The sequence below is a fragment of the Streptomyces sp. NPDC012835 genome (assembly GCF_042900885.1).
Lineage (GTDB): Bacteria > Actinomycetota > Actinomycetes > Streptomycetales > Streptomycetaceae > Streptomyces.
Genome location: NZ_JBIBBW010000002.1, coordinates 393,076 through 417,601 on the forward strand (window position 1 = coordinate 393,076; position 24,526 = coordinate 417,601).

20 protein-coding genes are annotated in these 24,526 nt (G+C 72.6%); 17 read left to right on the top strand and 3 right to left on the bottom strand.

Annotated features, from left to right (window positions below; translation table 11 throughout):
- Window positions 1-89 precede the first annotated feature (89 nt).
- From cobT to ACFY6S_RS09250, 3 genes are all read left to right on the top strand, one after another.
- Window positions 90-1,166: a nicotinate-nucleotide--dimethylbenzimidazole phosphoribosyltransferase gene (cobT, locus tag ACFY6S_RS09240; RefSeq protein ID WP_388820823.1), complete on the top strand. Its 1,077-nt coding sequence runs from the start codon at window positions 90-92 to the stop codon at window positions 1,164-1,166.
- A 74-nt stretch (window positions 1,167-1,240) separates the two neighbouring features.
- Entirely contained in the window at window positions 1,241-3,052 is a 1,812-nt protein-coding gene (locus ACFY6S_RS09245) for a phosphatidylglycerol lysyltransferase domain-containing protein (protein ID WP_388820826.1), read from the top strand.
- On the top strand, window positions 3,049-3,717 hold the full coding sequence (locus ACFY6S_RS09250) for a hypothetical protein (protein ID WP_388820829.1): 669 nt from the start codon (window positions 3,049-3,051) through the stop codon (window positions 3,715-3,717). Before ACFY6S_RS09245 ends, ACFY6S_RS09250 begins: the two co-directional genes overlap by 4 nt.
- 49 nt (window positions 3,718-3,766) lie before the next feature.
- Here the strand turns inward: ACFY6S_RS09250 and ACFY6S_RS09255 are convergent, their stop codons facing one another.
- Window positions 3,767-4,513: a hypothetical protein gene (locus tag ACFY6S_RS09255; RefSeq protein WP_388820831.1), complete on the bottom strand. Its 747-nt coding sequence runs from the start codon at window positions 4,511-4,513 to the stop codon at window positions 3,767-3,769.
- A 95-nt stretch (window positions 4,514-4,608) separates the two neighbouring features.
- Between ACFY6S_RS09255 and ACFY6S_RS09260 the strand changes: the two genes are divergently transcribed.
- The 8 genes from ACFY6S_RS09260 to ACFY6S_RS09295 all read left to right on the top strand — a co-directional run bounded on the left by ACFY6S_RS09260 (window position 4,609) and on the right by ACFY6S_RS09295 (window position 16,050).
- Window positions 4,609-5,442, top strand: a complete 834-nt coding sequence (locus tag ACFY6S_RS09260; RefSeq protein WP_388821570.1) for an adenosylcobinamide-GDP ribazoletransferase — start codon at window positions 4,609-4,611, stop codon at window positions 5,440-5,442.
- Between the two features lie 251 nt (window positions 5,443-5,693).
- The gene (locus ACFY6S_RS09265; RefSeq protein ID WP_388820834.1) at window positions 5,694-7,223 is read left to right on the top strand and encodes a leucyl aminopeptidase; all 1,530 of its coding nucleotides are present in this window, start codon (window positions 5,694-5,696) and stop codon (window positions 7,221-7,223) included.
- 213 nt (window positions 7,224-7,436) lie between these two features.
- Window positions 7,437-8,825, top strand: coding sequence for a dihydrolipoyl dehydrogenase (gene lpdA / locus ACFY6S_RS09270; protein ID WP_388820837.1), 1,389 nt, complete (start codon window positions 7,437-7,439; stop codon window positions 8,823-8,825).
- 60 nt (window positions 8,826-8,885) lie between these two features.
- Complete coding sequence (gene sucB / locus ACFY6S_RS09275; protein ID WP_388820840.1) at window positions 8,886-10,718, top strand: 2-oxoglutarate dehydrogenase, E2 component, dihydrolipoamide succinyltransferase; 1,833 nt, start codon at window positions 8,886-8,888, stop codon at window positions 10,716-10,718.
- 121 nt (window positions 10,719-10,839) lie between these two features.
- The gene (locus tag ACFY6S_RS09280) at window positions 10,840-11,463 is read left to right on the top strand and encodes a GntR family transcriptional regulator (protein ID WP_388820843.1); all 624 of its coding nucleotides are present in this window, start codon (window positions 10,840-10,842) and stop codon (window positions 11,461-11,463) included.
- Between the two features lie 217 nt (window positions 11,464-11,680).
- Window positions 11,681-14,350, top strand: a complete 2,670-nt coding sequence (gene aceE, locus ACFY6S_RS09285) for a pyruvate dehydrogenase (acetyl-transferring), homodimeric type (RefSeq protein ID WP_388820846.1) — start codon at window positions 11,681-11,683, stop codon at window positions 14,348-14,350.
- Window positions 14,351-14,476: 126 nt separating this feature from the next.
- Window positions 14,477-15,442: a helix-turn-helix transcriptional regulator gene (locus ACFY6S_RS09290; RefSeq protein ID WP_388820849.1), complete on the top strand. Its 966-nt coding sequence runs from the start codon at window positions 14,477-14,479 to the stop codon at window positions 15,440-15,442.
- 86 nt (window positions 15,443-15,528) lie between these two features.
- Window positions 15,529-16,050, top strand: a complete 522-nt coding sequence (locus ACFY6S_RS09295; protein WP_388821573.1) for a DUF4240 domain-containing protein — start codon at window positions 15,529-15,531, stop codon at window positions 16,048-16,050.
- 25 nt (window positions 16,051-16,075) lie between these two features.
- Here ACFY6S_RS09295 and ACFY6S_RS09300 read toward each other — a convergent pair whose 3' ends face one another.
- The gene (locus tag ACFY6S_RS09300) at window positions 16,076-16,591 is read right to left on the bottom strand and encodes a GNAT family N-acetyltransferase (protein ID WP_388820852.1); all 516 of its coding nucleotides are present in this window, start codon (window positions 16,589-16,591) and stop codon (window positions 16,076-16,078) included.
- A 35-nt stretch (window positions 16,592-16,626) separates the two neighbouring features.
- Here ACFY6S_RS09300 and ACFY6S_RS09305 point away from each other — a divergent pair, with 35 nt between their 5' ends.
- Together ACFY6S_RS09305 and ACFY6S_RS09310 are read left to right on the top strand one after the other, a co-directional pair.
- Window positions 16,627-17,523 carry a TIGR01777 family oxidoreductase gene (locus tag ACFY6S_RS09305; RefSeq protein WP_388820855.1) on the top strand — a complete coding sequence of 299 codons (897 nt, stop codon included), beginning with the start codon at window positions 16,627-16,629 and terminating at the stop codon, window positions 17,521-17,523.
- 461 nt (window positions 17,524-17,984) lie between these two features.
- A complete protein-coding gene (locus ACFY6S_RS09310) occupies window positions 17,985-19,304 on the top strand; it encodes an NAD(P)/FAD-dependent oxidoreductase (RefSeq protein WP_388821576.1) in 1,320 nt (439 codons plus the stop codon).
- Window positions 19,305-19,365: 61 nt separating this feature from the next.
- Here ACFY6S_RS09310 and ACFY6S_RS09315 read toward each other — a convergent pair whose 3' ends face one another.
- Window positions 19,366-20,901, bottom strand: a complete 1,536-nt coding sequence (locus ACFY6S_RS09315) for a regulator (RefSeq protein WP_388820857.1) — start codon at window positions 20,899-20,901, stop codon at window positions 19,366-19,368.
- A gap of 261 nt (window positions 20,902-21,162) precedes the next feature.
- Here ACFY6S_RS09315 and lipB point away from each other — a divergent pair, with 261 nt between their 5' ends.
- The 4 genes from lipB to ACFY6S_RS09335 all read left to right on the top strand — a co-directional run bounded on the left by lipB (window position 21,163) and on the right by ACFY6S_RS09335 (window position 24,462).
- Window positions 21,163-22,080: a lipoyl(octanoyl) transferase LipB gene (lipB, locus tag ACFY6S_RS09320; RefSeq protein WP_388820860.1), complete on the top strand. Its 918-nt coding sequence runs from the start codon at window positions 21,163-21,165 to the stop codon at window positions 22,078-22,080.
- Between the two features lie 151 nt (window positions 22,081-22,231).
- Entirely contained in the window at window positions 22,232-23,197 is a 966-nt protein-coding gene (locus ACFY6S_RS09325) for a lipoyl synthase (protein ID WP_388820863.1), read from the top strand.
- Window positions 23,198-23,534: 337 nt separating this feature from the next.
- A complete protein-coding gene (locus tag ACFY6S_RS09330; protein WP_388821579.1) occupies window positions 23,535-23,753 on the top strand; it encodes a hypothetical protein in 219 nt (72 codons plus the stop codon).
- Between the two features lie 10 nt (window positions 23,754-23,763).
- The gene (locus tag ACFY6S_RS09335) at window positions 23,764-24,462 is read left to right on the top strand and encodes a DUF4191 domain-containing protein (RefSeq protein ID WP_388820866.1); all 699 of its coding nucleotides are present in this window, start codon (window positions 23,764-23,766) and stop codon (window positions 24,460-24,462) included.
- Window positions 24,463-24,526 lie beyond the last annotated feature (64 nt).

Consider the following 24,526-nt stretch of genomic DNA (forward strand, 5'->3'; position numbering starts at 1 on the left):
CAACAGCCCGGTCCGGCAGGGGTTCCGGCGCCGGCTCCCGCGCCCCGGAGGCGAACCGAGCCCTCGAGGAGGAGAGATAGTGTCGGCGGATGAGTTCGCTTAATCTCGACGACTTCTCCGATCTGATCGAGCGCCCCGACAGCGCCGTGCGGCGCGACGCCGAAGCGCGCCGGGAGCGGCTGACCGTGCCGGCCGGGGCGCTCGGGCGCCTGGACGAGCTGGGCGACTGGCTGGCCGCCGCGCAGGGGTCCGTGCCGGTCAAAGCGATCCGGCAGCCGCGTGTGGTGCTGTTCGCCGGGGACCACGGGGTGGCCGCCCTCGATGTGTCGGGGCGGCCTGCGAAGGGCGCGCACCGGCTGGTGCGGGCCGTGCTGGAGGGCGAGAGCCCGGTCGCGGTGCTGGCCCGCCGGGCGGAGGTGCCCGTACGGATCGTGGACGCCGGTCTGGACTGCGAGCCCGGGCTGCTGCCCGACGAGGTGGTACGGCACCGGGTGCGGCGCGGCAGCGGGCGGATCGACATCGAGGACGCGCTGAGCCCGGCGGAGGCGGAGCGGGCCGTACGGCTGGGGATGGCCGTCGCGGACGAGGAGGCCGACTCGGGTACGGATCTGGTCGTCCTCGGCGACCTGAGCGTCGGCGGCACCACGGCGGCGGCCACGCTGATCGCCGCGCTGTGCGGCACGGACGCCTCGGTGGTCACCGGGCGGGGCGGCGCCGGCATCGACGATCTGGCGTGGATGCGCAAGTGCGCGGCGGTCCGGGACGCGCTGCGCCGGGCGCGGCCGGTGCTCGGGGACCAGCTGGAGCTGCTGGCGAAGGTCGGCGGGGCCGATCTGGCGGCGATGACGGGCTTCCTGCTCCAGAGCGCGGTGCGGCGGATGCCGGTGATCCTGGACGGCGTGGTCTCCGCGGCGTGCGCGCTGGTCGGGCAGCGGGCCGCGTTCCGGGCGCCCGACTGGTGGCTGGCGGGGCAGCTGAGCGGGGAGCCTGCGCAGGCGAAGGCGCTGGACCGGATGGCACTCAACCCACTGCTCGACCAGGGCGTCTGTGCAGGAGAAGGGTCCGGGGCGCTGCTCGCGCTTCCGCTCGTCCAGGCGGCCGCCGCTCTCGCGGCGGAGCTGCCGGAGCGGCCCGGGGCCGAGCAGGAAACCACCGGGGACGAGTGAGGCACCGGATGCGACCGCCGGTCGGCGGTCGCACCATCCGAAGTGAAACGCGATGCCCCATATGATCGCTTTTCATGGGAGATGTTCAGTTGACTGTCGACCGATCGACCCGGGCCCCGGCCTCCGTCCGGGAGGTCACCCCGGAGCGGAGCGCCGTACGTGCGCGGCGGAGCGCGGCGTTCGCGATCTGGTACCTGCGCGCCGTGGCGTCCATGAACTTCCTGAGCGCCTTCTGGGTCTCCTTCGGCCAGGACCTACGGCGGCACAACACCGAGGACCTGTTCACCCCGTACCTGCTCACGGCCGGTTTCGCGTCGGGCGCCTTCACGCTCTTCCTCGCGATCACCATGCGCCGCCGCAAGCGCGCCGCGTGGCTCCTCAACGTCGTGGTCGGCGGCGCGTTCCTGCTGCTGCTCGCCCTGATGATGGCCCTGCCGGAGGTCCGGCACTATCCGCAGAACTGGCTCTCCCTCGCCCTGACCGCCGCCTTCGTGTGCGCCCTGCTGCTGGGACGGCGGGAGTTCTACGCCAAGGGTGACCGGTCCAATCCGAAGCTCGCCGCCGCCGTGGCGGTCGTCGGGCTGGCCGCCGCCTCGCTGCTGGCCGATCTGCTCGTCACCCTCACCAACACCGGACACGGCGGCTCGTCCTTCGGCGAACGCTGGCGGTACGGCGGGATGCGGCTGGTGTCGCTGTCCACGGACACCAGGTTCCCGGGGATCTCCACGCCCGGCTGGGTCAATGTCGTCATCAACGTGCTGTCCACGCTGCTGCTGCTCGCCGTGCTGTACGCGGCCTTCCGCTCCCGCCGGGCCGTCGATCCGCTGACCGAGGACGACGAGGCACGGCTGCGGCTCCTCCTCGACCGGCACGGCGAACGCGACTCCCTGGGGTACTTCGCGCTGCGCCGGGAGAAGAGCGTCATGTGGTCGCCGACCGGGAAGTCCGCCGTCACCTACCGGGTCGTCGGCGGGGTCTCCCTCGCGTCCGGCGATCCGATCGGCGACCCGGAGGCGTGGCCGGGCGCGATCGAGCGGTGGCTGGCCGAGGCCAGGGAGCACGGCTGGGTTCCGGCCGTCATGGGGGCGAGCGAGGAGGCCGGCACCGTCTACGCCCGGCACGGCATGGACGCGCTGGAGCTGGGCGACGAGGCCCTCGTGGAGACCGCGGACTTCTCCCTGGAGGGACGCGCGATGCGGACCGTGCGCCAGGCGTACAACCGGGTCGCGCGCGCCGGGTACCAGGTCCGGGTCCGGCGCCACGAGGACATTCCCGCCGACGAGATGGCCGAGTTGCTGCGCCGCGCCGACGACTGGCGCGACGGCGCCACCGAGCGCGGCTTCTCGATGGCGCTCGGCCGGCTCGGGGACCCGGGCGACGGACGGTGCGTGATGCTCGAATGCCGCGAGAACGGCCCGGAGGGGCCCGGCACCGGCGAGCTGAAGGCGGTGCTGAGCTTCGTGCCCTGGGGGCCGCACGGCCTCTCGCTCGACCTGATGCGCCGTGACCGCGACAGCGAGAACGGCCTGATGGAGTTCATGGTCATCGAACTCCTCCGGGGCGCCGGTGAGATCGGGGTCACCCAGGTCTCGCTGAACTTCGCGATGTTCAGGTCCGTCTTCGAACGCGGCGCGAGGCTGGGCGCGGGTCCGGTGCTGCGGATGTGGCGTTCGCTCCTGAGCTTCTTCTCCCGCTGGTGGCAGATCGAGTCGCTCTACCGCGCCAACGCCAAGTACCGCCCCATCTGGGAGCCCCGTTTCATGCTGTTCGAGAAGAGCGCCGACCTGCTGCGCATCGGCCTGGCGGCGGGCCGCGCCGAGGGCTTCCTCGAAGCGCCCGCCCTGCCGGGCCGGCTGCACCGCAGACGGCTGGAGAGCCGCCGGTGAACCGTGCGGGGCCGCGCGAGGTCGCGCGCCGCGAATGGGGACCACCGGTCCGGGCCGTACGCCGGGCGCTGGCCGCGCGCGGGCCGCGGGCCGTACCGCTGACGATCGGCTCGGTCGTGCTGACGGGGCTGCTCCAGGTCGTGCAGAACCAGCCCTGGGGCTACCGGCCGGTGATGGACCTCGGTGCGGTACGGGCCGAGGACCCGCTGTGGGCGGCCCTGCTCCGTACCCCGCTGTCGCTGTTCGTACCGGCCATCGACCTTCCGGTGTGGGGCGCCCTCGCCCAGGTCCTGCTGGTCTTCGGGCTCGCGGAGATCTGTCTGGGCCGGTGGCGCACGCTGGTGATCGCCTACGTGGCGACGCTGGCCGGGACGCTCTACGCGCGGGCGGGGATCGCGCTCGGGCCCGGCGCGTTCCTCGGGCTGCCCGCATCCGACGCGCTGATCGTCGACACCGGCCCGTCGGCGGCCGTGGTCGGACTGGCCCTCTTCGTGTGCCGGCGCTACCGGGCGTGGTGGACGGGCGGGGCGCTGATCGCCGGTCTGGTGGTCGAGTGCGTCGTCAAGGACAACCTGGCGGGACGGGAGCATCTGGCCGCCGCGGCCGCCGTCCTGGTGGTGTGCGCGGTGCCCTGCCTGACGCGGAGCCGGGAGACGCGCCGGTAGGGCGGCCGGTGTCGCGGGCCACGGGCGGCGCCCGGCGGCACGGCCCCGGTCAACGACGCTCCTCGTCGGGCGTCCCGCCGATCCAGTCCTGGATCCGGCGGCGCGGACCCGCCCAGCGGGCGTCGCGCCGGTAGGCGCGCAGCGCGGCCCTGGCCCGCGCCCGGGGACGGTGGCGGTAGACGCGGCGGGCGTACGGCGAGGCCGGCTTGGCCAGCCGGATCGCGCCGATCAGCGCGACGAAGGGCACCAGGGTGCCGACCAGCGCCATCCGCGGCTTGCCCTTGACCAGGGTGACGAGCACGAAGACGAAGTTGACGAGCAGCGTCAGCACCGCCGAGCCCCGGCCCTGCCGCTGACCGGTGCCCAGCGAGGTGACATCGAGCGGCGAGAATCCGCTGAGCACCAGCAGCGCCAGCGCGGCGGCCATGATCACGGCCTCCACGCTCTGCCGGCCCTGCTCACTCCAGTAGACGTCGTTGAGGTGCAGGATCAGCGCGAACTCGTCGAGCACCAGGCCGGCGCCCACACCGAAGATCACCGCGCAGACCGAGGCCCCCACCCCGTGCCGGCCGCTGCCGACCGCGCCGAAACCGCCGATGACGGTCAGGACCACGCCGGGCACCACATGGTGGATGTGCACCCCGCCCGGCGCGATGTTCCGAAACGGCCCCCTGCCCGCCCGGATGAGCCGGGTGACCGTACGGGTCAGGGCGAAGGTGAGGACGAAGGAGGCGAGGGCGAGCAGCGTGGGGAGCTTGCCCGGCTCGACGATGTTCTGGTGGAACCAGTGACCCATGCCACCCGCTTCCGAATGGTGCGATACACGAAACTTATCGGCATCTGCCCGCTGTGCGGCTCCGGCGCCAGGACTACGCTCGCGCGATGACTTCCATGGACGGCGGTACGGGCGGCGATCAGCGCGGCGAGCCGCCCCGGGACCCGGCCGGACGCGCCTCGGCCGCCGACGGCGCCCGGTTCGCCTTCGGCACCCTCACCGTGCTGCCGGTACGGCTGGAGCGCTGGGACCGCCCGGCCGCCCGCGCCGGAATGCTGTGGGCCCCGGCCGCGGGACTGGCCGTGGGCGGGGCGGCCGCCGCCACGGGCGCGCTGCTGCTGTTCGCCGGCGCGACACCGCTGCTGGCGGCCGTCGCCACCGTCGCCGTCCCCGCCGTACTCACCCGGGGGCTGCACCTCGACGGACTCGCCGACACCGCCGACGGCCTGGGCAGCGGCCGGCCGGCCGAGGACGCGCTGCGGATCATGAAGCGGTCGGACATCGGCCCGTTCGGCGTGATCACCCTGCTGCTGACCCTGCTGGCGCAGACCGCCGCCGTGAGCGCGCTGTACGGGCGCGGCGGGGCGCCCGGCGCTCTCGCCGTCGTGCTGGCCGGGGTCACGGCCAGGATCGCCCTCACCCTGGCCTGCCGTACGGGCGTGCCGGCGGCCCGCCCCGACGGACTCGGCGCCGCGGTCGCCGGGGCCGTGCCGGTGGGGGCGGCGGTGGCCGTCGCGCTGCTCGGCACCGGGGCGGGCGCGGCGGCGGGCGCGGTCCTCGGGCCCCTCGGCGCCGCGCGGCACGCGCTGGCGGTCCTCGTCGCCCTCGGCGCCGCGCACCTGCTGCTGCGCCACTGCGTACGCCGCTTCGGCGGGGTGACCGGCGATGTCTTCGGCGCGCTCGCGGAGACGGCGGCGACGGCCACGCTGGTCGCCCTGACGCTCGGATAGCCCCGCCCGGAGCGGCCCGCTCCGGGGCCCGATCGCCTACCACCGGCAGACCTCCGCCGCCGGGGCAATCGCGGAAAAGCCGCCCACATCCGCGTGAACCGCCGCCCCCGTGAGCGACGCAGATCACTGAGCGTAGGCTCGTTCCCGCCGCTGCCCGGCCGATTCCCGACCGTGGTCGTTACGATGCGGCGGGCATGGTCGGCCCACCCCTCGACCGCCAATGAACTCTACGGAAGCGAGATTTCACCACCGTGACTGCTCTCACTCTCTCCTCCTCCGGCGCGGCGTCGCTGCGCGCGGACGCGGTCGTCGTCGGCGTCGCCAAGGGCACCAAGGGGCCGGTAGCTGCGCCGGGGTCCGAGGCCGTGGACAAGGCGTTCGACGGAAAGCTCGGCAGCGTGCTGGAGACCCTCGGTGCCTCGGGCGCCGAGGGCGAGGTGACCAAGCTGCCCTCGCCCGCCGGGCTGAAGGCGCCGGTCGTCCTCGCGATCGGACTCGGCCCGCTCCCCGACAAGGACGAGACGTACGCGGCGGAGACCCTGCGCCGCGCGGCGGGCAACGCCGCCCGCGCCCTGTCCGGGGTGAAGAAGGCCGCGTTCGCGCTGCCCGTCGAGGCGTCCGAGGACGTCGCGGCCATCGCCGAGGGCGCCCTGCTCGGCGCGTACGCCTTCACCGCCTACCGGGGCGGCGAGAAGAGCGCGAAGAAGGGCGAGGGCCCCAAGCGCCCCCTCGCCGAGATCGCCCTGCTCGGCGCCAAGCCGCGCGACAAGGCGCACAAGGCCGCGGCCGACCGCGCGATCGCGCTGACCGAGGAGGTCAACCGCGCCCGCGACCTGATCAACACGCCGCCGAACGACCTCACCCCCGAGGCGTTCGCCGCCGTGGCCACCGCCGCCGGCAAGGAGAACGGCGTCAAGGTGCAGGTCCTCGACGAGAAGGCGCTCGCCAAGGGCGGCTACGGGGGCATCCTCGGCGTCGGCCAGGGCTCGGCCAACCCGCCGCGCCTGGTCAAGCTGGCCTACACCCACCCCAAGGCGGAGAAGACCCTCGCCCTGGTGGGCAAGGGCATCACCTACGACTCGGGCGGCATCTCCCTCAAGCCCGCGGGCCACAACGAGACGATGAAGTGCGACATGAGCGGCGCCGCCGCCGTGTTCGCCGCCGTCGTGAGCGCCGCGCGGCTGGGGCTGCGCGTCAACGTCACCGGCTGGCTCGCCCTCGCGGAGAACATGCCGTCGGGCACCGCCACCCGCCCCGGTGACGTGCTGCGCATGTACAGCGGCAAGACCGTCGAGGTCCTCAACACCGACGCCGAGGGCCGGCTCGTCCTGGCGGACGCGCTGACCCGCGCCTCGGAGGAGAACCCGGACGCGATCGTGGACGTGGCGACCCTGACCGGCGCGATGGTGCTGGCGCTGGGCAACCGTACGTTCGGCATCATGGCGAACGACGACGCGTTCCGCACGTCGCTGCACGAGATCGCCGAGGAGGCGGGCGAGGCGTCCTGGCCGATGCCGCTCCCCGCCGATCTGCTCAAGGGCATGGACTCCCCCACCGCCGACATCGCCAACATCGGCGAGCGGATGGGCGGCGGGCTGGTCGCCGGACTCTTCCTGAAGGAGTTCGTCGGCGAGGGCATCACCTGGGCGCACCTGGACATCGCGGGACCCGCCTTCCACGAGGGCGCCCCGTACGGCTACACGCCCAAGGGCGGCACCGGCTCCTCGGTCCGTACGCTGGTGAGCCTGGCGGAGCGCACGGCGGCCGGCGACCTCGGGTAGCCGGGACGTCGCCTTCGGCGACGGGCGCGGGGGTGCGGGGCGGGCGCTGCGTGTGCGCCCCGCCACCCCCGCCCCCGCCGGACCTCCCACCGTGCGAAGATGGGTAATCGGCAGGACAGGGCCCCCACCACAGGGCCGAAGACATAGCGGCCGAAGACCAGCCGCCGCCCGGTCACCGGACCGCGCCCGGCGCACATGCATGGAGGACGTGACGTGGCGAACGACGCCAGCACCGTTTTCGACCTAGTGATCCTCGGCGGCGGTAGCGGCGGTTACGCCGCGGCGCTGCGCGGAGCGCAGCTGGGCCTGGACGTCGCACTGATCGAGAAGAACAAGCTGGGCGGCACCTGCCTGCACAACGGCTGCATCCCCACGAAGGCCCTGCTGCACGCGGGCGAGATCGCCGACCAGGCGCGCGAGAGCGAGCAGTTCGGTGTCAAGGCCACCTTCGAGGGCATCGACATCGCGGGCGTCCACAAGTACAAGGACGAGGTCGTCGCCGGCCTGTACAAGGGCCTCCAGGGCCTGGTCGCCTCCCGCAAGGTGACCTACATCGAGGGTGAGGGCCGGCTGTCCTCCGCCACCTCCGTGGATGTGAACGGCCAGCGGGTCCAGGGCCGTCACGTGCTGCTCGCGACCGGTTCCGTACCGAAGTCGCTGCCCGGTCTGGAGATCGACGGCAACCGGATCATCTCCTCGGACCACGCGCTGACCCTGGACCGGGTCCCGCAGTCCGCGATCATCCTGGGCGGCGGCGTCATCGGCGTGGAGTTCGCCTCCGCGTGGAAGTCCTTCGGGACGGACGTGACGATCGTCGAGGGTCTCAAGCACCTCGCGCCGCTGGAGGACGAGAACAGCTCCAAGCTGCTGGAGCGCGCCTTCCGCAAGCGCGGCATCAAGTTCAACCTCGGCACGTTCTTCGAGAAGGCCGAGTACACCGAGACCGGCGTCCGGGTCACCCTGGCCGACGGCAAGACCTTCGAGGCGGAGGTGCTGCTGGTCGCGATCGGCCGCGGCCCGGTCTCGCAGGGCCTCGGCTACGAGGAGCAGGGCGTCGCGATGGACCGCGGCTATGTCGTCGTCGACGAGTACATGCGGACGAACGTGGAGACGATCTCCGCCGTCGGCGACCTCGTCCCGACCCTCCAGCTCGCGCACGTCGGCTTCGCCGAGGGCATCCTCGTCGCCGAGCGGCTGGCCGGTCTGAAGACCGTTCCGATCGACTACGACGGCGTGCCCCGGGTGACCTACTGCCACCCCGAGGTCGCCTCCGTCGGCATCACCGAGGCCAAGGCCAAGGAGATCTACGGCGCGGACAAGGTCGTCGCCCTCAAGTACAACCTCGCGGGCAACGGGAAGAGCAAGATCCTCAAGACCGCCGGCGAGATCAAGCTCGTCCAGGTGAAGGACGGCGCCGTGGTCGGCGTCCACATGGTCGGTGACCGTATGGGCGAGCAGGTCGGCGAAGCACAGCTGATCTACAACTGGGAGGCTCTGCCGGCCGAGGTCGCGCAGCTCATCCACGCCCACCCGACCCAGAACGAGGCGCTCGGCGAGGCCCACCTGGCCCTGGCCGGCAAGCCGCTGCACTCCCACGACTGATGCTTCAGTCCGGGCGCGACGACGACCACTTCCGCACATCTGTTAGGAGCAACTGAAACCATGGCGGTTTCCGTAACCCTGCCGGCGCTCGGCGAGAGCGTCACCGAGGGCACTGTCACCCGCTGGCTGAAGGCCGAGGGTGAGCGCGTGGAGGCCGACGAGCCGTTGCTCGAGGTCTCCACCGACAAGGTCGACACCGAGATCCCGGCCCCGGCCGCGGGTGTCCTGGCCTCCATCAAGGTCGCCGAGGACGAGACCGTCGAGGTCGGCTCCGAGCTGGCGATCATCGACGACGGTACGGGCGGCCACGAGGCGGCCCAGCCGACGGAGGCCGCTCCGGCGCCCGCCCCGGCCGTCGCCGAGCCCGCCCCCGCGCCCGCCGCCGAGGCCCCCGCCGCTCCGGCTCCGGCCGCCGAGCCCGCCCCCGCCGCCGCCCCGGCCGGTGGCGCCTCCGGTACCGACGTCACGCTGCCCGCGCTGGGCGAGTCGGTCACCGAGGGCACCGTCACCCGGTGGCTGAAGGAGGTCGGCGAGGAGGTCGCGGAGGACGAGCCGCTTCTGGAGGTCTCCACCGACAAGGTCGACACCGAGATCCCCGCCCCGGTCGCCGGTGTGCTGCTGGAGATCGTGGTCGGCGAGGACGAGACCGCCGAGGTCGGCGCCAAGCTGGCCGTGATCGGTGCTCCGGGTGCCGCTCCGGCCGCCCCCGCCGCCCCGGCACCGGCCGCGCCCGCTCCGGCTCAGGAGGCCCCGGCCCCCGCCCCGGAACCGGCTCCGGCCCCCGCCCCGGCTCCGGCCCCGGCCGCCGCTCCGGCCCCGGCCCCGGCCGCCGCTCCGGCCCCCGCGCCGGTCCAGGCCGCGCCCGCCGCCGCTCCGGCCGCCCCCGCGGCCCCGGCGCCCGCGCCGGCCCAGCCCGCCGCCCCGGCCCCGGCTCCGGCCGCGACCGCCGGTGACGACGGCGCGTACGTCACGCCGCTGGTCCGCAAGCTCGCCTCCGAGAACGCGGTCGACCTGAGCACCGTCAAGGGCACCGGCGTCGGCGGCCGTATCCGCAAGCAGGACGTCATCACCGCCGCCGAGAACGCCAAGGCCGAGGCCGCCAAGGCGCAGGCCCCCGCCGCCGCGGCTCCGGCCGCCGCGCCGAAGGCGCCGAAGCTGGAGGCGTCCCCGCTGCGCGGGCAGACCGTCAAGATGACCCGGATGCGCAAGGTCATCGGCGAGAACATGATGAAGGCGCTGCACACGCAGGCCCAGCTGACCTCCGTGGTCGAGGTGGACATCACCAAGCTGATGCGGCTGCGCGCGCAGGCGAAGGACTCCTTCGCCGCCCGTGAGGGCGTCAAGCTGTCCCCGATGCCGTTCTTCGTCAAGGCGGCGGCCCAGGCGCTGAAGGCCCACCCGGTCATCAACGCCCGGATCAACGAGGACGAGGGCACCATCACGTACTTCGACTCGGAGAACATCGGCATCGCCGTGGACTCCGAGAAGGGTCTGATGACCCCGGTCATCAAGGGCGCCGGCGACCTGAACATCGCCGGCATCTCCAAGAAGACCGCGGAGCTGGCGGCGGCCGTCCGGGCGAGCAAGATCACCCCGGACGACCTGGCCGGCGCGACCTTCACCATCAGCAACACCGGCTCGCGCGGCGCGCTGTTCGACACGATCATCGTGCCGCCGAACCAGGTCGCCATCCTGGGCATCGGTGCCACCGTCAAGCGTCCCGTGGTCATCAACCACCCGGACCTCGGCGAGACCATCGCGGTGCGCGACATGACCTATGTCGCGCTCTCCTACGACCACCGTCTGGTGGACGGCGCCGACGCCGCCCGCTACCTGACGGCGGTCAAGGCGATCCTCGAAGCCGGCGAGTTCGAGGTCGAGCTCGGCCTGTAGGGCTCACCAGGAACGCCAGCAGGCACCCCGTACGGCAACGGCGCCCCCGCCCGGAATCTCCTCCGGGCGGGGGCGCCGCCGTATCGTTGTCCATCGACCGCCGCCCCCGAGGAGCGCCCTCATGAGTCCGCCCGTCATCCACTCGCTGCGCGAACAGATCCGCGAGCACATCGTGGAAGGGATCGTCAGCGGCCGGTGGAAGCCGGGTGAGCGGATCGTGGAGCGGCGGATAGCGACCGAGCTCCAGGTCAGCCAGACGCCCGTACGCGAGGCCCTGCGCGAGCTGGAGAGCCTGCGGCTGATCGAGTCGGCGCCGAACAAGGGCGTCCGGGTCCGGAATCTGACCGCGGCCGATCTGGAGGAGAGCTACCCGGTACGGGCCGGCCTCGAACAGATCGCCGCCGAGCTGGCGGCCGAGCGCCTCGCGGCGGACTGCTCCGCGCTGGTGCCGCACGTGACCGCGCTGTACACGGCGGACAGCCGGGCCGACGGCACCGCCCAGGTGCGGCACACCGTGGGCTTCCACCGGGAGCTGGTGCGGGCCGCCGGGAACGGCGTCCTGCTGCACACCTGGGAGGGGCTGGGCATCGAGGTCTTCACCGCGCTGTCGATCCGCTGGCTCGGCACCGTGCAGAAGTCGTACGCCGAGGAGCACCAGGAGCTGGTCGAGGCGTTCCGACGGCGGGACCCCGGCATCGGCGCACTGGTGAAGGACCATGTGCTCGGATGTGCACCGCGTGCCTGAAATGCCCCTTCTGGAATGACTTCTCCCTGGTCACTCGGTGCCCACTATCACGGCACGGGATGCCAATTCATTGAGTTCGAGAAGTTTTACCCCTCAACCCTTTGATCGATCATCGATCAACGACTTACAGTCGACGACGGGCTGCACCCAGCCCGTCGCCCTGTCCTGCCAGACAAGGCCATTTCTCCACCCCCCTCCTGTCCGGAAGGCGGCGACCATGCCCGACCCCGTAGGCAAACTTCCGAGCGAGCTGGACCAGCTCCCGGACCGTGATGCCGAGGAGACCGCCGAGTGGGCGGCCTCGCTCGACGCCGTCACCGAGCACGCCGGCCCGCACCGTGCCGCGTACCTGATGCGGCGCACCCTCCAGCACGCAGGAACGGCCGGGGTCCCGGTACCGGCGCTGCTGGAGACGGATTACGTCAACACCATCCCGACCGCCGCCGAGCCCGCGTTCGACGGCGACCTGGAGATGGAATCCCGGATCACCGCCTGGAACCGCTGGAACGCGGCGGCCATGGTCACCCGAGGCGCCCGTTACGGCGTCGGCGGGCACATCGCCACCTTCGCTTCGGCCGCCTGGCTGTACGAGACGGGCTTCAACCACTTCTTCCGCGGCAAGGAGGGGGACGGCTCCGGCGACCAGCTGTACATCCAGGGCCACGCCTCCCCCGGCATCTACGCCCGCGCCTTCCTCGACGGCCGGCTGACCGAGACGGACCTCGACCACTTCCGCCAGGAGTCGGGCGGCAAGGGCCTGCCCTCGTACCCGCACCCCCGGCGGCTGCCCTGGCTGTGGGAGTTCCCCACCGTCTCGATGGGCCTGGGTCCGCTCTCCGCGATCTACCAGGCGCGCTTCAACCGGTATCTGACCAACCGCTCCATCAAGGACACCTCCAACTCGCACGTCTGGGCGTTCCTCGGTGACGGCGAGATGGACGAGCCGGAGTCGACGGCGGCCCTCGCCCTCGCCTCGCGCGAGCAGCTGGACAACCTGACGTTCGTCATCAACTGCAACCTCCAGCGCCTCGACGGTCCCGTCCGCGCCAACTTCAAGATCGTGCAGGAGCTGGAGGCCCAGTTCCGGGGCGCCGGCTGGAATGTCGTCAAGTCGCTGTGGGGCTCCGCCTGGGACGAGCTGTTCGCCCTGGACACCACGGGCGCGCTGGTACGCCGGCTGCGCCAGGTACCGGACGCGCAGTTCCAGACGTACGCGACCCGCGACGTCGCCTACATCCGTGAGCACTTCTTCGGCGTCGACCCGGCCCTGATCGAGCTGGCGAAGCTGCTGCCCGACTCGAAGATCGCGGAGTGTTTCTTCACCTCGCGCGGCGGCCACGAGGCCCGCAAGGTGTACGCGGCCTACCGCGCGGCCCTCGCCCACAAGGGCGCGCCGACGGTGATCCTCGCGCAGACGGTGAAGGGCTACACGCTCGGCGCCGGCTTCGAGTCGCGCAACGCCAACCACCAGATGAAGAAGCTCTCCGGGGAGCAGTTCCGCGCCATGCGCGACCTGCTCGACCTGCCGATCCCGGACTCGAAGCTGGACGAGAGCCTGGTGCCGTACGGCCACCCCGGCGCCGACTCCCCCGAGGTGCGCTACCTCCAGGAGCGCCGCGCGGAGCTGGGCGGTCCCGCCCCGGCCCGCCGGGTGCACGCGGTGGCGCTGCCCGAGCCGTCCGAGAAGCCGTTCCAGGCGGTCTACAAGGGCTCCGGCAAGCAGTCCGTGGCGACGACCATGGCCTTCGTGCGCCTGATGAAGGACCTGATGCGGGACAAGGAGACCGGCAAGCGCTGGGTCCCCATCGTCCCCGACGAGGCGCGCACCTTCGGTATGGAGGCGCTGTTCCCGTCGGCCGGCATCTACTCGCCGCTGGGCCAGACGTACGACCCGGTCGACCGCGACCAGATCATGTACTACAAGGAGGCCAAGGACGGCCAGATCCTCAACGAGGGGATCACCGAGGCCGGCTCCATGGCGGACTTCATCGCCGCCTCCACGTCGTACGCGACGCACGGCGAGACGATGATCCCCTTCTACATCTTCTACTCGATGTTCGGCTGGCAGCGCACCGGCGACCAGATGTGGCAGCTCGCCGACCAGCTCGGCAAGGGCTTCATCGTCGGCGCCACGGCGGGCCGTACGACCCTGACGGGTGAGGGCCTCCAGCACGCGGACGGCCATTCGCACCTGATCGCGTCCACCAACCCGGCGTCGCTCAACTACGACCCGGCGTTCGCGTACGAGATCGCGGTGATCGTCAAGGAGGGGCTGCGCCGGATGTACGGCCCCGAGGCCGAGAACGTCTTCTACTACCTGACGGTCTACAACGAGCCGATGCCGCAGCCCGCGATGCCGGAAGGCGTCGAGGAGGGCATCGTCAAGGGCCTGTACCGCTTCAAGGAGGGCACCCCGGCCGCCGCCGACGCCCCCCGCGCCCAGCTGCTGGCCTCCGGTACGGCGATCCACTGGGCCCTTGAGGCCCAGGAGCTGCTGGCCGCCGACTGGGGCGTGAGCGCCGACGTCTGGTCCGCCACCTCCTGGACGGAGCTGCGCCGGGACGCGCTGGAGGCCGACGCGGCGCTGCTGCGCGGCGAGGAGCGGGTGCCGTACGTGACGCGCGCGCTGTCCGGCGCGCCGGGCCCGGTGCTCGCGGTCAGCGACTGGATGCGTCAGGTCCCGGACCAGATCAGCCAGTGGGTCGAGCAGGACTACTCCTCGCTCGGTACGGACGGCTTCGGCCTCTCCGACACCCGCGAGGCGGCCCGCCGCCACTTCGGTGTCGACGCGCAGTCGATCGTGGTCGCGGCGCTGGCGCAGCTGGCCCGCCGCGGCGAGGTCAAGCCGGAGCGGGTCCTGGAGGCACGCGAGCGCTACGGTCTCTGACCGCGCCGGGGCCGCCCGGTCCGTCCCGCGGGTCCCTTCTCCGGACCCGCGGGGCCCGTCCGGCCCCTATACCAGCTCAAGGAGCCCCTGTCACCCGGTGTCAGGGGCTCCCTGCATCATGGAGACATGCGTGCTGCCCGGCTGATCAAAATGGTGCTCCTGCTCCAGTCCAGACACTCCATGACCGCGGGTGAACTGGCCCGCCAACTCGACGTCTCCGAGCGGACCATCACCCGGGACGCCCAGGCGCTCTCCGAGGCCGGCGTGCCGGTCTACGCGGACCGGGGCAGGAGCGGCGGGTACCGCCTGGTGGGCGGCTACCGCACCCGGCTGACCGGGCTGGCGCGCGGCGAGGCCGAGGCGCTGTTCCTGTCCGGGCTGCCGGGCGCGCTGCGCGAGATGGGGCTCCAGGACGCGTCGTCGGCGGCCCGGCTCAAGGTGTCGGCGGCGCTGCTGCCGTCGCTGCGCGACGCGCCGGACTCGGCGGCGCGGCGCTTCCATCTGGACGCGCCCGGCTGGTACCAGGAGCCCCGCACGCCCGAGCTGCTCCCGGTGGTCGCCGAGGCCGTCTGGAGCGACCGGCTGCTCCGCACGCGCTACGCGCGCCGGGACACGGAGGCGGAGCGGGAGCTGGCCCCGTACGGCTTGGTGCTCAAGGCGGGCGTCTGGTATCTGTGCGCCGGTGTCGAAGAGACCTTCCGGGTCTACCGGATCGACCGGTTCACCAGCGCGGAAATCTTGCAGGAACGTTTTTCCAGGGATGAGTCCTTCGATCTCCCCGCGTTCTGGGAGGAACGGTCCGCCGAGTTCGCCCGCTCACTGCTGCGGACGGAGGTCCTCCTGCGGCTCTCCCCCGAAGGCGTCCACCGGCTGCCGCACGTCACCGACCGGGCAGCCGCCCGGGAAGCCGTCGAAGCGGCGAACGCCCCGGACGGGACGGACTGGCTCACCGTGGTCCTGCCCGTCGAGTCGCTGGACGTCGCGTACGGCCAGCTGCTCGCGCTGGGCCCGGAGGCCGAAGTCCTGGAACCGGCCTCGCTGCGCGCCCGTTTCGCGGCGACGGCTGACCGGATGAGAGCCCTGTACGGCTGAGCGGGTGGCACCGTATCCACACATACCCCTACGAAACGGCGACTCCGCGTGCGCGGCCCTCCGCCAGGCAGGATGCTTGACCCGTGATGGACGAGACGGAGTTCTGGGAGATCATCGACACGACCCGCGAGGCCGCCGACGGCGACCCCGAGGACCATGCCGATCTGCTGGTCGAGCGACTGCTCCAGCTCGACCCCGACTCCGTACTGGACTTCGCGCGCCACTTCGAGTCCCGCTACAACCGCGCGTACCACTGGGATCTGTGGGGCGCGGCGGCCGTACTCCTCGACGGCGCGAGCGACGACGCCTTCGACTACTTCCGCTGCTGGCTCATCGGGCAGGGCCGCGAGATCTTCGAGGGCGCGGTGCACGACCCCGACAGCCTCGCGGAGCTGCTGGACGACTTCGACGAGCGGGTCGACGGGGACGGCGAGGAACTCGGCTACGCGGCGGACGAGGCGTACGAGCAGCTGACCGGCGTGGTGGCCCCCGCCCTGGGCATCGCCGCGCAGCCCGCCGAGCCCACGGGCACACCGCTGGACTTCGAGAACGAGGCGGCGCTGGCGGAGCGGTTCCCCCGGCTGTCGGAACGATTCGGCCCGGAGTGAGCCCGCCGGGGCGCGCCGCACCTGCTCAATCGGTCAGCGACAGTGCCATGCACACGTCGTCCACATAGGCGCCCTCCAGCAGGAACTCACCGCGCAGCACCCCCTCGACGACGAAGCCCTCCGACTCGTACAGCCCGCGCGCCGGAGCGTTGTGCCCCAGCACCCGCAACGTCAGCCGCCGCGCCCCCTGATTGCGCGCGTGCAGCGCCCCCGCGCGCAGCAGGGCCCGCCCCACGCCCCGACCGCGCGCCCAGTCGTGGACCGCCAGGCCCTGTATCTGCCGCACGTGCGCGTTGCTGACGAGCCGCAGGGGCCTGGCCACCCGGATGTACCCGGCGACCGCCTCCTCGCCCCGGCCGCCTCCCGGCACCGCCTCCGCCACCAGGAACTCCTCCGGCGGATGCGACGCGTCGAAGAAGGGCCCGAACGGCGGGGCCGGCCGGGGGGTCACCGTGTGCAACGGCGACCAGGACGCCCGGTCGAGCAGGCTCAGGGCGTCGTCGTCGGCACGGACCGCGGGACGAATCTGCGGGACAGCCATGGCGCAACTGTGCCATGCGGTCCGGGAGGGGCAGGATGGGACCCATGAGGATCGCGGTCACCGGTTCCACCGGGCTCATCGGTACGGCACTTGTACGCTCCCTGCGCGCGGACGGCCACGAGGTGATCCGCCTGGTGCGCCGCCCCGCCCGGGCGGCCGACGAGGTCACCTGGGACCCCGAGAGCCAGCACGTCGACACCCGTGCCCTCAACGGCACCGACGCTGTCGTCCACCTCGCCGGCGCCGGCATCGCCGGCCGCCGCTGGACCGAGGCGTACAAGAAGGAGATCCGCGACAGCCGGGTCCTCGGCACCGCCACCCTCGCCGAGGCCATCGCCTCCCTCGACGCCCCGCCCCGGGTACTGGTCTCCGGCTCCGCGATCGGCTTCTACGGCTACACCGGGGACCGCCAGGTCGACGAGAGCGCGCCCCCCGGCGACGGGTTCCTGCCCGGCGTGTGCGTCGAGTGGGAGGAGGCCGCGCTGGCGGCCGAGGAAGCGGGCGTACGCACCGTCTTCGCCCGCACCGGCCTGGTCGTCTCGGCCGCCGGGGGCGCCTGGGGCCGCCTCTTCCCGCTGTTCCGCGCGGGCCTGGGCGGCCGGCTCGGCGACGGGCACCAGTACTGGAGCTTCATCGCCCTCCACGACGAGGTCGCCGCGCTGCGCCACCTCATCGACACGGACACTCTGGAGGGCCCGGTCAACCTCACGGCCCCGCACCCCGTCACGAACCGCGAGGTCACGGCCGCGATGAGCCACGTCCTCCACCGCCCGGCCCTCCTCCCGGTCCCGGCGGCCGCGCTGCGCCTGGCGCTGGGGGACCTCTCGGAGGACATCCTCGGCAGCCAACGCGTCCTGCCGACGCGGCTGTTGGAGTCGGGTTTCACCTTCGCGTTCCCGACGGTGGCCGAGGCGGTGCGTTCGGCGGTCTAGCTTCGCCGAACGGGTTTTTGGCGGGGGCCGGTGCTCGGGTGCGGGTTGAGGGAGGCGGTGGTGGTGCGGGCCCGCCGGGCGGGAGGGGGTCGGCGGCGCAGGAGGTGGGTGTCCGGACGATAAAGCGTGATGTGTGGCGCATGACGCACCCGTACGGACACGACGACCCGCGCGCGCCGTACATCATGCCGTCCGGACATGCGCCTCCGGAGCCCCCGGCCCCCGCACACCACGGCGGACCCGCACCACCACCCACCGCACCCCCACCCCCCGCCGTCGCCAGACGGCCACGCACCCCCCATGCATCGGTGACCCCGCCCGCGCGCGTCCGCGACGCCCCCTTTCGCTCCCTAGTCTCGGCGTGGACTCGGGCGTTCCAGGGGCCCGGTGCGGGCATCCGCCCTCGCCCGCCGCCTCACCAGCCGCGCCGACCTCGGGAGGGGCTCGTGCTCAGCACCGCCATCAGTAACGCGCACCGCACCACGCACCACGCGGACGTCGTCATCATCGGAGCGGGCCTCGCCGGTCTGTCCGCCGCTCATCATCTGACCAGCGCGGGCGTCACCGTCTCGGTCCTGGAGGCTGCCCCTCGCGTCGGCGGGCGCATGGCCACCGACGAGGTGGACGGGTTCCGGCTCGACCGGGGCGGGCGGCTGCTCACCACCTCGTATCCGGAGTTGCTGCGTACACCGGGGCTGGAGGGCGCCAACGTCCGGATGTTCTCGCCGGGCGTCCTCGTGCACAGTGACGGCCGCAACTACCGCACGGGAGCCGTCGGGAGCGCACGGAGCGCACTCACCGTGGCACGCGCCCTCGCGAGCGCCCCCCGCCCCCCGCTCGGCGGCGCGCTCGACCAGGCCCGGCTGAGCGCGGCCCTCGGCCGCCTCGCGGCGACGCCGACCGACCGGCTGCTGGCCCGGCCGGAACGCACGGCGCTGGAGGCGCTGTCCGCCCGGGGGCTGCCCGCGCGCACGGTCAACAGCTTTGTCCGCCCGCTGCTGTCCGCGCTGCTGTGCGACCCGGATCTCCGTACGTCGAGCCGGTGCGCGGATCTCGCGCTGCGGGCGTTCGCGCGGGGCAGGCTGTGTGTCACGGCGGGCGGCGCCGCCACGCTGCCGGAGTTGCTGGCGCGGACGCTGCCGGAGGGCACGGTCCGTACGGATGTCTGTGTGACGGACGCGTCGATCAACACCGTCACGACCAAGGAGCACGGCGAGATCGGCTGCCGTTCGCTCGTCCTGGCGACGGGCGGGCGGGCCGCCGCCGAGCTGCTGCCCGGGTTGCGGGTGCCGGATTTCCACGCCGTGACGGTGCTCCACCACACGGCGCCCACCGCCCCGTTGACGGACCCGGCGCTGCTGCTGGACGCGGACCGGAGCGGGCCGGTCGCGCACACCGCCGTGATGAGCGCGGTCGACCCCTCGCGTGCGCCGGGGGGCAGGGTGCTGATCTCGTCGACGGTGCTCGGACCGCCCGGACCGGCGGCCGAGTTGGACGGTGCGGTGCGCGCGCATCTGGCGCGGCTGTACGGGACGCCGACGGACGGGTGGGAGCTGCTGGCGGTCCATCACGACCCGGAGGCGGTGCCCGCGATGGCGCCGCCGCACGATCTGCGCCGGCCGGTGAGGCTGCTGTCCGGGCTGTACGTGTGCGGTGACCACCGGGACACCAACACGGTTCAGGGCGCGCTGTTCTCGGGCCGCCGTGCCGCGCACGCGATCCTGCGGGACCTGGGGGTACGGGCGGCGCGGGAGCCGATGCCGCTGACGGCCGCGGCGTAATCAGGACTCCGGCCCCGTCCGGGGCGTCGACTTCCTCCGGACGGGACCGGCTCAACTGCGGTCAGCCGATCGCCGCGACCCGTTCGCGGTAGGTCCGTACGGCCGTCGCGTTGCGGTAGGGCTCCAGCCGCCGTTCGAAGTCCCGTACGTACTCCACGGCGCGGGCGGACCGCATCTCGGTGGCCTGCTGCGCCGCCTCAGCGCCCAGCAGACACGCCTGTTCCAGCTCACCGAGGCCCAGCCGGCCGCAGGCGAGCACGACGCGGCAGAAGAGGCGGCTGCGCGCGAAGGCGGGGGCCCGCAGCCGGAGGGAGCGTTCGGCGTGCTGCACGCAGCTGCGGTACTGCTGGAGGTCGCGGTGGCAGTGCCCGAACTCGTCCGCGAGCTGCGCCTCGTCGAAGAAGCGCGCCCAGTACGGTACGTCGTCGCCCGGCCGCGCCGCCTCCAGGGCGCGTTCGGCCCGTACGAGCGCCGATGTGCAGGCGCGGGCGTCGGCGAGCACGCCGTGGCCGCGAGCCTCCGCCGAGTGCAGCAGCGCCTGGACGACCGGGGGCGCGGAGGCGCCGATGCCCTGCTGGGCGACGCGGGCCAGTTGGACGGCCTCCCGGCCGTGGCCGAGGTAGACGGCCTGGCGGCTCATGGTGATCAGGACGTACGAGCCGTACGCGCGGTCGCCGGCCGCCTGGGAGAGCCGCAGCGCCTGGACGAAGTAGCGCTGGGCGAGGCCGTGCGCGGCGATGTCGTACGAGGTCCAGCCGGCCAGCCGGGTCAGATCGGCGGCGGCGGCGAAGAGTCTGCGGCCGGTGGTCTCGCCGTAGGTGCCGCGCAGCATGGGTTCGGCCTCGTGTTCCAGGTAACGGATGAGGGCCTGCCGGGCGTGGCCGCCGCCGTACGCCTGGTCGAGGGTGCGGAAGAGGTCGCCGACCGAGCGCAGGGCTTCGATATCGCCGGGGGTGACCTTCTGCCCGGCGGCGCGTTCGGTGCGCTGTCTGGGGACGACGGGGAGCGCGGGAGGGGCGGGGGCGGCGGGACTCTTCGTCCCCGCCGGGCTCCCGCGGCCCGCCGGGGGGCCGAGGCCGGCGTTCGCCGTCGTACGCCCCTGGGCGGGCACCCGGGCGCCGCCGCGCGCGGCGGGCGGACCCGGGTGGCCGACCCGTTCGTCGGGACGGCCGATGAGCCAGTCGCGGCTGGGTACGACCAGCCCCGCCGGGGTGAAGGCGATCTTGCGGAGTTCGCTGTGGCTGCCGGAGTCCTTGCGCCACAGGCCGCCGACGATGTCGACGGCCTCCTCCGGGCTGGACGCGAATTCGAGCCCCGCGTAGACGGGGGCGCAGGCGTCCAGTCCCAGGTCCTGGGCGGAGAGCCGGCGGCCGAGCCGGCGGGTGAAGACCTCGGCGATCAGTGCGGGCGTGGTGCCGCGTGGCTGCTGTCCGCGCAGCCAGCGCGTCACCGAGGTTTTGTCGTACCGGAGATCGAGGCCGTGCTCCAGGCCGAGTTGGTCCACCCGCCGGGCGAGCCCCGCGTTGGAGAATCCGGCTTCCGAGATGAGTGCGGCGAGCTGGCGGTTGGGAATGCGCTGCGGAGGTCGTTCCGACATCAGCTGTTCGGTCTCCTGCCTTCCGGGCCCGGGGAGCAGCCCTCATGGAACGGCGCGAATTTAGTAGCCACGACCGCTCCGGCCACTACCTTTGCCCAACGTTCATTCGATCGTGTGAGCAGCGCCGACGCCACTGACCCCGGTGTGACCGGCCCCTTCCTGAGCTGCCCGGGACCACCTGCCCGGCCGTCCCGGCGGGGGCCGCCGTACAGTGGCGGGGGCGCTTGTGGCGCGCGGTGGAGTGGCGAGGGAGGCACGGGCGTGAGTGAGCTGCGGTACATCCATCTGGGGTTCGGCGCGGACAGCGTCGAGTACCAGGAGGCATGGCAGGAGCAGCGCCGGGTGCACGCGGCCCGCTTCGCCGACGAGATCCCGGACACCTGTCTGCTGTTGGAACATCCCCCCGTCTACACGGCGGGACGGCGCACGGTGGACAGTGAGCGCCCGCTGGACGGCACCCCGGTCGTGGATGTGGACCGGGGCGGGAAGATCACCTGGCACGGCCCCGGTCAGCTGGTGGGTTACCCGATCCTCAAGCTGCCGCGCCCCGTCGATGTGGTCGCGCATGTCCGCCGCCTCGAAGAGGCCATGATCCGTACGGTCGCGGACTTCGGTCTGGAGACCACCCGGGTCGAGGGCCGCAGCGGGGTGTGGGTGCTCGGTGACCCGGTGGCGGAGCGGCCGGCGGTGGGCGGGCTGACGCTGGACTTCGATCCCCGGGCGGTGGACGAGGAGTTCGACCCGAGGCTGAACGGGCCGGAGTACGCCCCCTCCAACGCCGGGCAGCGCCGCGAGGACCGCAAGCTGGCCCAGATCGGCATCCGGGTGGCCAAGGGGGTGACGATGCACGGCTTCGCCATGAACGTGAACCCGGACAACACCTGGTTCGACCGGATCGTGCCGTGCGGCATCCGGGACGCGGGCGTGACCTCGCTCTCGTACGAGCTGGGCCGTGAGGTGACGGTCGGGGAGGTCGTTCCCGTCCTGGAGAAGCATCTGCGGGAGGTGCTGGAGCAGGCGGACCCGAAGCCGCGCGAGATCGTGCGGGAGCGCCCGGCCGCGGCCCCGCCGGGGACTCCGCCCGGCGCCTCGGACCCGGCCGGGGGCGCGCCCGCGCACGCTCCGGGTGGCGCTCCGGGGTCACGCCGGGAGTACGAGCCGGAGCGCGCGAGAGCGTAGCCGCCGGAGCCCCGCGTCCCTCGGCGCGAACGCCGGGGGAATGCGCCCCATCGGCCACGGGTTGGCCAGACGTAATGCCACGCAAATAACGGGCGTAACCTGGTGTTCGCCGAAGAATCGAATGCCGCGCCAGCAGAGAGAGGTGCCGGACGTGTCCGCTGTCGCACCCGACGGACGCAAGATGCTGCGCCTGGAGGTCCGGAACAGCCAGACCCCCATCGAGCGCAAGCCCGAGTGGATCAAGACCCGGGCGAAGATGGGGCCCGAGTACCAGCAGCTCCAGAAACTCGTGAAGAGCGAGGGACTGCACACGGTCTGCCAGGAGGCCGGCTGTCCCAACATCTTCGAGTGCTGGGAGGACCGCGAGGCGACCTTCCTCATCGGCGGTGAGCAGTGCACCCGGCGCTGTGACTTCTGTCTGATCGACACCGGGAAGCCGGAGGCGCTGGACCTCGACGAGCCGCGCCGGGTGGGTGAGTCCGTCGTCACGATGGACCTGAACTACGCCACGATCACCGGTGTCGCCCGGGACGACCTGGAGGACGGCGGTGCCTGGCTGTACGCGGAGACCGTGCGTCAGATCCACGCCCTGACGGCGGACCGCGAGAGCGGTCACACCAAGGTCGAGCTGCTCATCCCCGACTTCAACGCCGTGCCCGAGCAGCTGGCCGAGGTGTTCTCGTCCCGCCCGGAGGTGCTGGCGCACAACGTCGAGACGGTGCCGCGCATCTTCAAGCGCATCCGCCCCGGTTTCCGGTTCGAGCGCTCCCTCGAAGTGATCACCCGTGCCCGTGAGGCGGGGCTGATCACCAAGTCCAACCTGATCCTGGGCATGGGCGAGGAGCGCGCCGAGGTCAGCGACGCGCTGCGGCAGCTGCACGACGCCGGATGCGAGCTGATCACGATCACGCAGTATCTGCGGCCGTCGCCCCGGCACCACCCGGTCGAGCGCTGGGTGAAGCCGCAGGAGTTCGTGGAGCTGAAGGAGGAGGCCGACCAGATCGGCTACTCGGGCGTCATGTCGGGTCCCCTGGTGCGTTCCTCGTACCGCGCGGGCCGGCTCTACCAGCAGGCGAACGAGCGGCGGGGCGCGGCGGTGGCAGCCCAGGCCGTGTGAATCCGAACACAAGCCATTACCCGCCAGTAACTCATGGCATGACGCGGCCCGTACACTCCCCCGCAGGCAGGGGCGGTGGCACGGGCCGCGTCGGTGTTCGCGGGCCCGGATCCGCACCCGCGTCAGGGTTTCATTCGGGTTTGACCGGTCGGTCACGCCCTGGTAACACCAGTGAGTGACCCTGGATTCACGCACCGCGCACACGCGCTCACGTCTTCATCTCTGCGAGGGGACCGCCACCATGCAGGTCGCGCCGGTACGACCCGTTCACCACACCGCGGACTCCCCCGCGCACCACACCGCGGGCGTCCCGGCCGAGGGCTCCGTGGCCCGGGCCGTGGCAGCCGCCTCCCGCACCGCCACGGTCCTGCCCCCGCTCCCCTCCCTCGCCGGCGCGCTGCGCGCGGTGGAGACCCTGCTCCTCGGCGGCGGCCAGCGCACGGCGCGCCGCAACGCCTGGACGGCCGTCCTGGAGGACCGCAGCCGGGCCAGGGACCGGGTCGAGACGCAGCATCTACTGGAGGCGGTGTCGGACGCCACTTCCCACGCCACGTAAACTTCTGGGTATGGCGAGGAAGGAAAACGCAGACACTGCTGCGAACACGGGGCGACTGAAGCAGATCGCCCTCACCTACAAGATGACCCGGAAAGCCGACTCGAAAGTCGGACTTATCCTCGCGGGTGTGGGAATCGTCACCTTCGGTGTCTTCCTCGCGATCGGTTTCTTGATCAACCACCCCATCTATCTGGGCATCCTCGGGTTCATCCTGGCGTTCCTCGCGATGGCGATCGTCTTCGGCCGCCGGGCCGAGCGCGCGGCCTTCGGTCAGATGGAGGGCCAGCCGGGCGCTGCGGCGGCCGTTCTGGAGAACGTGGGCCGTGGCTGGACCACGACGCCGGCGGTCGCGATGAACCGCAGCCAGGACGTCGTCCACCGGGCGGTCGGCAAGGCGGGCATCGTGCTGGTCGGCGAGGGCAACCCGAACCGGGTGAAGGGCCTGCTCGCCGCCGAGAAGAAGCGGATGGCGCGCATCGTGATCGATGTGCCGGTGCACGACATCATCGTCGGTGACGGCGAGGGCCAGGTGCCGCTGAAGAAGGTCCGTACGACCATGCTGAAGCTGCCGCGCGTCCTGGCCGGACCGCAGGTGACGGCGGCCAACGACCGCCTGCGCGCGATGGGCGACCTGATGAGCAACATGCCGCTGCCGAAGGGCCCGATGCCGAAGGGCATGCGGATGCCGCGCGGCGGAAAGGCGCGCTGACCTTCACACGTACACGTATGTGACAAGAGGGTGGTCCGGAACGCGAGTTCCGGGCCACCCTCTC

What these genes read in the sequence shown, in the direction of transcription:
- ACFY6S_RS09260 (WP_388821570.1), top strand. Translation starts at nt 4,609, where the DNA reads ATGGACGGCGGTACGGGCGGCGATCAGCGCGGCGAGCCGCCCCGGGAC.
- ACFY6S_RS09305 (WP_388820855.1), top strand. Translation starts at nt 16,627, where the DNA reads ATGGGACCCATGAGGATCGCGGTCACCGGTTCCACCGGGCTCATCGGT.
- ACFY6S_RS09280 (WP_388820843.1), top strand. Translation starts at nt 10,840, where the DNA reads ATGAGTCCGCCCGTCATCCACTCGCTGCGCGAACAGATCCGCGAGCAC.
- sucB (WP_388820840.1), top strand. Translation starts at nt 8,886, where the DNA reads ATGGCGGTTTCCGTAACCCTGCCGGCGCTCGGCGAGAGCGTCACCGAG.
- ACFY6S_RS09335 (WP_388820866.1), top strand. Translation starts at nt 23,764, where the DNA reads ATGGCGAGGAAGGAAAACGCAGACACTGCTGCGAACACGGGGCGACTG.
- ACFY6S_RS09295 (WP_388821573.1), top strand. Translation starts at nt 15,529, where the DNA reads ATGGACGAGACGGAGTTCTGGGAGATCATCGACACGACCCGCGAGGCC.
- aceE (WP_388820846.1), top strand. Translation starts at nt 11,681, where the DNA reads ATGCCCGACCCCGTAGGCAAACTTCCGAGCGAGCTGGACCAGCTCCCG.
- ACFY6S_RS09290 (WP_388820849.1), top strand. Translation starts at nt 14,477, where the DNA reads ATGCGTGCTGCCCGGCTGATCAAAATGGTGCTCCTGCTCCAGTCCAGA.
- ACFY6S_RS09255 (WP_388820831.1), bottom strand. Translation starts at nt 4,513, where the DNA reads ATGGGTCACTGGTTCCACCAGAACATCGTCGAGCCGGGCAAGCTCCCC.
- ACFY6S_RS09315 (WP_388820857.1), bottom strand. Translation starts at nt 20,901, where the DNA reads ATGTCGGAACGACCTCCGCAGCGCATTCCCAACCGCCAGCTCGCCGCA.
- ACFY6S_RS09300 (WP_388820852.1), bottom strand. Translation starts at nt 16,591, where the DNA reads ATGGCTGTCCCGCAGATTCGTCCCGCGGTCCGTGCCGACGACGACGCC.
- cobT (WP_388820823.1), top strand. Translation starts at nt 90, where the DNA reads ATGAGTTCGCTTAATCTCGACGACTTCTCCGATCTGATCGAGCGCCCC.
- ACFY6S_RS09245 (WP_388820826.1), top strand. Translation starts at nt 1,241, where the DNA reads ATGGGAGATGTTCAGTTGACTGTCGACCGATCGACCCGGGCCCCGGCC.